The organism is Nonomuraea ceibae (genome assembly GCF_019396325.1).
GTDB classification, from domain to species: Bacteria; Actinomycetota; Actinomycetes; order Streptosporangiales; family Streptosporangiaceae; genus Nonomuraea; species Nonomuraea ceibae.
In genome coordinates this window covers 68847-75479 of sequence record NZ_JAHKRO010000040.1, presented here as the reverse complement: position 1 = coordinate 75479, position 6633 = coordinate 68847, and the positions used below count along the sequence as shown (strand labels likewise).

At 73.0% G+C, this 6633-nt stretch carries 5 protein-coding genes; 2 read left to right on the top strand and 3 right to left on the bottom strand.

All coding sequences use genetic code 11. The features are described 5' to 3' along the window. Positions 1–1620: DUF4434 domain-containing protein (locus KME80_RS24205; RefSeq protein WP_219508411.1), on the bottom strand; the 1620-nt coding region annotated here is incomplete at its 3' end. A gap of 90 nt (positions 1621–1710) precedes the next feature. On the opposite strand from KME80_RS24205, the gene KME80_RS24200 reads away from it, so the two are divergent. Next, the gene (locus tag KME80_RS24200) at positions 1711–3180 is read left to right on the top strand and encodes a PhoX family protein (RefSeq protein WP_219508410.1); all 1470 of its coding nucleotides are present in this window, start codon (positions 1711–1713) and stop codon (positions 3178–3180) included. 162 nt (positions 3181–3342) lie between these two features. Further along, positions 3343–4842: a M28 family metallopeptidase gene (locus tag KME80_RS24195; RefSeq protein WP_219508409.1), complete on the top strand. Its 1500-nt coding sequence runs from the start codon at positions 3343–3345 to the stop codon at positions 4840–4842. Positions 4843–4899: 57 nt separating this feature from the next. On the opposite strand, the gene KME80_RS24190 is transcribed toward KME80_RS24195, so the two are convergent. Both KME80_RS24190 and KME80_RS24185 read right to left on the bottom strand, forming a co-directional pair. Beyond that, the gene (locus tag KME80_RS24190; protein ID WP_219508408.1) at positions 4900–5331 is read right to left on the bottom strand and encodes an ester cyclase; all 432 of its coding nucleotides are present in this window, start codon (positions 5329–5331) and stop codon (positions 4900–4902) included. A gap of 116 nt (positions 5332–5447) precedes the next feature. Next, positions 5448–6614: an RNA polymerase sigma factor gene (locus KME80_RS24185; RefSeq protein WP_308125904.1), complete on the bottom strand. Its 1167-nt coding sequence runs from the start codon at positions 6612–6614 to the stop codon at positions 5448–5450. Positions 6615–6633: the final 19 nt, after the last annotated feature.

The window sequence follows — 6633 nt, the reverse complement described above, 5'->3', positions numbered from 1 at the left end:
GGGGGTGGTGGCGGTGATGGTGATCCAGGGGTGGGCGGGGTCGGGGCGGTGGGGGGTGAAGGGGGCCCAGGCGGACTGGAGGCCGTCCGGGAGGCGGGGGTCGGCGCCGGTGCGCGGGTCGTGCCAGGTCTGGGGGACGGTGACCCGGGCGGTGGCGCCGCCGGACTGGCGGTAGGTGAAGGTGAGGGTGCCGCCCGCGAGGTGGTAGCCCTCGACGAGGACGCCGGTGCGGCCGCCGTACGCGGCGGGGCGGGCGTGGGCGATGATGGGCCGCTGCCCGTGGGCGGTGAGGTCGTCGGCCAGCGACGGCGTGGCGTGGGAGTGGCGGCAGGTCAGGAACGGGTCCCACCCGTACGAGATGATCTTGCTGGCGTGCCGGCCGACGGCGGCGACCTGGGCGTCGACGCGGCTCTTGGTGGCGCGGCCGCGCAGCGGGAACGGGTTGGCCCGGCCGCACTCGCCGGCGACCTGGGTGGGTTCGAAGACCTCGACGTTCACCCAGAGCTCGACGCCGGGGGTCAGGTGGCGGGCGGCGGCGGCCACGTAGTCGCGGGTGGAGCCGTGGTAGGCGGCCTGGTTGGCGACGCGGCCGACGACGGGTTGGAGGCGCGCGTCGACGGGGGCGGCGGCCTGGTCGGGGCCGTGGACGGGGACCTTGCCGACGCCGCGCCCGTCCTGGACGGCGATGGCCATGGGCGCGCCGGCGCGGGTGGCGGCGATGTCGGCCAGGCCCTTGCCGACCTGGGCGGGCGGGAAGCCACGCCCGCGCCGGGCGTCCCAGAACGGGCTGACCATGATCGTCTCGCCGGGCAGTCCGGCGGCGACGACGGCGTGCTGGGCGGCGTACAGGGCGATGATGGGGTCGTCGTCGGCGCGGTCGCGCATGGCGAGTTCGAACGACTGGTAGACGCCGCCGAGCGCGGGTGAGGCGGCGTGGCGGCGCCGGTAGTCGGCCATGACGCGCGCGGTGAGCTCGTTGAGCGCCGGCAGGTGGGCGAGGTCGGGCAGCCAGGGTTTGGCGGGGTCCTTGGGCGGCACGGGCAGGCCGGGGATGACGGCCATGCCGTACGCGGCGGCCTCGGTGAGCAGGTCGCCGACGCCGTCGCCGTCGGTGGCGATCAGGAGCAGGTCGAAGGCGGCGGCGTCGCAGGCGGGGGCGAGCATGAGCCGGTAGTAGGTGCGTCCGTCGTGCTCGACGCGCCGGTCGAGGCCGGGGCAGCGCAGCACGGCGTCGCCGAACCGTTCGCTCGTCACGTACGTGTAGACGCGGCGGATGGGCCTGCCGGTCGCCCGCGCGGCCTCGTAGCAGGTGCGGCCGTCCTCGACGCAGCCGGCGACGGCGGGGATGCGGCCTCGGGCGTCGGGCCGGGCGGGCAGGATGCGCGCGCCGAACGTGATGAGCGTGTCGCCGCCGACGGCGTGCACGGCCTCGACCGTACGCCGGGTGGCGCAGTGGTCGGCGCGCGGGATCACCCAGTAGCCGGTGATCGGGTAGGAGACGGCGACGCGGGTGTCGCGGGGCGGGCAGGGGTCATGGCCGGGACCGGCTCCGCCGTCGGGGAGGACGGCCAGAACCACGACGGTGAGCGCGACCGCAATCCGCAGGACCCGCTGGAGCACCCGTCCAGGCTACGCGATCATTTGGGCCTGCCTCCGGGACACAAGATCCGTTTAGTGTGTGGAAATCTCTTGTTCACAAGGAGTTCATGCATGAGGCGTAGGTCCTTCCTGGCCACCACCGGAGGCGTGCTCGCGAGCGGCATCGCCATCAACACCCTGGGCGCGCACGCCGCCTGGGCAGACGCGGGACGGCGCTCACCCCGTTCCGGCTACGCGGGATACGGCGAGCTGCAGCGCACCCCCACCACCAACACCGGGGAGGAACTGCTCGCCCTGCCCGCCGGATTCTCCTACGTCGTCTTCGGCAAGACGGGCACGCCGATGTCCGACGGCGTGCCGACGCCGATGGCGCACGACGGCATGGCCGCCTTCCCCGGCACCCGCTCCCACACGGTCCGGCTGATCCGCAACCACGAGGTGCGCACGCCGCCCGGCTACCCGGACGGCCGCGTGCACGTGCCGGGCTCGCAGCGCTACGACGAGCTGGGCGTCGCCGGCACCACCACGCTGGAGGTGGACCTGCGCACCGGCGAGCTGTTACGCCACTTCGTCAGCCTCAACGGCACGATCGCCAACTGCGCGGGCGGCCGCATGCTGCACAACCGGGGCTGGCTGTCGTGCGAGGAGACGTGGGCCGGTCCGCAGCAGGGCTGGCAGCGCAAGCACGGTTACGTCTTCGAGGTGCCGCTGCACGGCCCGGAGCCGGGCAGCCCGGCCGCGTCCATGCCGCTCACCGCGATGGGCCGCTTCTCGCACGAGGCCGTCGCCGTCGACCCGTACACCGGGTACGTGTACGAGACCGAGGACGATCCGGGCAAGCCCGACGGGTTCTACCGGTTCCGCCCCCGTAACCCGCGCGATCTGTCGGCCGGCGGCGTGCTGGAGATGCTCAAGATCGTCGGCGTGGACGGCTACGACTGCCGCGAGGGCCAGCGGATGGGCGCCCGGCTGCCGGTCGAGTGGGTGCGGATCGACGACCCGGACCCCGACCTGGAGAACGGCGCGGCGACCTGCGCGCAGCAGGGGCTGGCCAAGGGCGCGGCCAAGTTCAACCGGCTGGAGGGCTGCTGGTGGGGTGACGGGGCGGTGTTCTTCAACTCCACCAGCGGCGGCGACGCCAAGACCGGCGACGGCCCTGACGAGGAGGGCTACCTGAAGGGCTACGGCCAGGTCTGGCAGTACGTGCCCGGCCGCACCGGCGGCACGCTGGTGCTGGTGTACGAGTCGCGCGGGCGCAAGGAGCTGGACTCGCCGGACAACCTGACGTTCACCCCGCGCGGCGGCATCGTGCTGTGCGAGGACGACGCGTCGGAGGACGACGACCCGCACCCGCTGGCTCCGGGCCTGACCAACGTCAACCGGCTGATCGGGCTGGACCCGCGCGGCGGTGAGCCGTTCGAGTTCGCGGTGAACATCGCCGACGACAGCGAGTTCGCGGGGGCGTGCTTCAGCCCGGACGGCTCGGTGCTGTTCGTCAACCAGCTCGGCGGCACCCGGTCGCTGGACCCGCCGGGCCGGACGTACGCCATCCGCGGCCCCTGGTGGAGAGGGCCCCTATAGACAGCGGCGGCCACGCCGTCAACCGCAGGATTGTCCGGAATCTCGCACATTCCCTGGGCTGGCCGGGGCTTCTCAGCAGGGAACCGCGGTAATACGTTCCCTTCAGCACGCCTCGGGGGAATCGGGTGCTTCAGGCTGTCCCATGGGAAGTGCGAAATGATCATGCGTCTTCGTCAAGGCGTCATCCGTGCCCTGGCCGTGGCCACGGCCATCGCCGTGCCCCTCGCCCTCGCGCCACCGGCCCACGCCGGGGGGCACGTGGACGACGCCTTCGCCAGGCTGCTGGTGAAGAAGGTCAAGGGCGTCAACGTCAACAAGCATCTGAAAACCTTCCAGGCGCTGGCCACGGCCAACGGCGGCAACCGGGCGGCCGGCACGCCCGGTTACGACGCCTCCCGCGACTACGTGGCCGGCAAGCTGCGCCAGGCCGGCTACAAGGTCTCGCTCCAGCCGATCAACTTCGTCGAGGGCTGGACGGAGAACTCCCCGCCGCTGCTCGGCTCGTACACGCCGAACGAGGACTTCTACACCTTCCAGCCGTCGCCCGCCGGGGACGTGACGGCGCTCGTGCAGGGCGTGGACCTGACGCTGCCGCCGTCGCCGGCGCCGTCGTCGACCAGCGGCTGCGAGGCGTCGGACTTCGCCGGCTTCCAGGCGGGCAACATCGCGCTCATCCAGCGCGGCACCTGCCCGTTCGCGACGAAGATCCGGCTCGCCGGGTTCGCCGGGGCGTCCGGGATCATCGTGTTCAACGAGGGCCAGCCGGGCCGCACCGAGGCGAACCCGTTGGACATCGGCGAGTGGCGGGCCGGGGTGCCGATGGTCTACGCCGACTTCGCCGTCGGCCAGGCGCTGGCGGCGACGCCGGGCACGCAGGTCAGGCTCAAGGTGGACGCGACGCTGACGCTCGGCACCGACGAGAACGTGATCGCCGAGACGCGGGGCGGCGACCCGCGCAACGTCGTCATGGTCGGCGGCCACCTCGACAGCGTCCATGAGGGACCGGGCATCAACGACAACGCCTCCGGCAGCGCCGCCATCCTGGAGACCGCGCTGCAGATGCGGCACTTCCCGGTCAGGAACAAGGTGCGCTTCGCGTTCTGGGCCGCCGAGGAGATCGGCCTGCTGGGCTCGGACCAGTACGTCGAGAGCCTGAGCCAGGCCGAGCGGGACCGGATCAGGCTCTACCTGAACTTCGACATGATCGCCTCGCCCAACCACGCGACGTTCCTCTATGACGGTGACGACTCCGACGCCACCGGCGCGCCCGCGGGGCCTGCCGGGTCCGCCGAGATCGAGGCCGGGTTCGAGGACTTCTACGAGGCCCGCCGCCTGCCCACGATCGGCACCGACTTCGACGGCCGCTCCGACTACGGGCCGTTCATCGCGGTCGGCATCCCGTCGGGCGGCATCTTCACCGGCGCCGAGCAGATCAAGACGCCCGAGCAGGCCGCGCTGTTCGGCGGCACGGCGGGCGTCGCGTTCGACCCCTGCTACCACCAGGCGTGCGACACGCTGTCGAACGTCAACGCGACGGCCCTGGACGTGAACTCCGACGCGATCGCGGACTCCACGGCCAGGTACGCCTTCAGCCTGCGGGACATCCCGCGCCGCCCGGCCGCCACCACGGCGGTGCTGTCGGCGCCGGACGCCCGCGAGTGATCTCCCGCCCCCGCCGGTCCCGGGACCGGCGGGGGCACGGTCAGCCCGGGAGCACGGTCAGCCCGGGAGCACGCCGAGCTGCCGCATCTGCGCGGCCACGTCGACGACCGCCCAGGTCTCGGCGAGCCGCCCACCGGCGAACCGGGCGATGAGGATCTCCTTGTACGTGACGGACCGGCCGGTGGGCGCCAGGCCCAGGTACTCGCCCAGGTGCGTGCCGGTGCAGGTGTTCCTGGTGACGACCTTGTCCCCTTCGGCGATCACGTCCTCGACCTCGACGCGCAGGTCGGGGAAGGCGCTGTGCAGGGTCAGCAGCACCTCCTTCAGCGCTTCGACGCCCTCCGTCCGGATCGGCAGCGGCGTGCGGATCAGCACGCCCGGGTCGACGATCTCGTCGATCGTCCTGGCGATGAACTCGGCGTCCCCGGAGCTGACGGCGTCGTGGAAGCGCCGGAGGGTGGCCTTGTTGGCCTCGGCGATGGCGGACATGCGGTTCTCCTTGTCGGTAGGGCCGAACCGCCCCCGGACGACGAGCGCGGCGAGCACGATCCGCGGGAGCGCGTTCCTACCCAGGGGACGAACGGGCGGCGGCCGCCGGGACAGGGTCAGAGCTGTTCGAGCCGCCGGGTGAGGAACCGCTGCTCGGGGGTCGACACGGCCAGGTCGAGCGCCCGCCGGTAGGCGGCCCTGGCCTCGCCGTCGCGGCCGAGCCGCCGCAGCAGCTCGCCGCGCGTGGAGTGGAAGTAGAGGTAGCCGTCCAGGTCGAGCCGGTCGACGGCGCACAGCGCCCCGGCCGGGTCGCCGGCCTGAGCGAGCGCCACGGCCCGGTTGAGCTCGACCACCGCCGAGCCGGTCAGCGCCGCCAGCCGCCGGTACAGCTCGGCGACCTGCGGCCAGTCGACCCGCTCGTGCGCCTGGAGTGAGGCGATGGCGGCCTGGACGACGTACGCGCCGCGCCCGCCCAGCGCGATCGCCCGGTCGAGCACCGCCCGGCCCTCGGCGATCCGGTCCAGGTCCCACAGCGACCGGTCCTGGTCGTCGAGCAGCACCAAATCCTCGCCCCGCTCGCCGGCGAACCTGGCCCTCCGCCGGGCGTGGTGGATGAGCATCAGCGCCAGCAGCCCGTACGTCTCGGGCTCGTCCGGCAGGAGCGCGGCCAGCACCCGTCCCAGGCGGATGGCTTCGGCGCCGAGGTCGACGCGGCCACTGTAGCCCTCGTTGTAGATCAGGTAGAGGACGGCCAGCACGGCGTCGAGCCGTTCGGGCAGCAGGTGCGCGCCCGGCACCGTGAACGGGATGCCCGCCGCCCTGATCTTGGTCTTGGCGCGGGTCAGGCGCCGTTTCATGGTCTCCTCGGACACCAGGAACGCGCGGGCGATCTCGGCGGTGTTCAGGCCGCCGAGCGCGCGCAGCGTGAGCGCCACCTGGCCCTCCAGGGGCAGCGCCGGATGGCAGCAGGTGAAGATCAGCTCAAGTCGCTCGTCCTTGATCAACGTGTCGTCGGCCTCGTCCACGGTGGCCTCCGGCTCCGCCAGCAGGTGCATCTTCCCGGCCAGGGCGCGCTCCCTGCGGAGCCGGTCGATCGCCCGGTTGCGGGCCGTCGTCACCAGCCACGCGCCCGGCGAGTCGGGGGGCCCGGTCCTCGGCCAGGTCCGCGCCGCCACGGCGAACGCCTCCTGGGCGGCGTCCTCGGCCCGGTCGAAGTCGCCGAGGAACCCGACCAGCGAGGCCACGACCCGGCCCCACTCGTCGCGGAACGCCTCCTCCAGCACCGTTCTCCTCCGATCCGAT

Excerpts from the sequence above, each read along its gene's own strand:
- KME80_RS24200 (WP_219508410.1), top strand. The coding sequence starts at position 1,711 with ATGAGGCGTAGGTCCTTCCTGGCCACCACCGGAGGCGTGCTCGCGAGC.
- KME80_RS24195 (WP_219508409.1), top strand. The coding sequence starts at position 3,343 with ATGCGTCTTCGTCAAGGCGTCATCCGTGCCCTGGCCGTGGCCACGGCC.
- KME80_RS24190 (WP_219508408.1), bottom strand. The coding sequence starts at position 5,331 with ATGTCCGCCATCGCCGAGGCCAACAAGGCCACCCTCCGGCGCTTCCAC.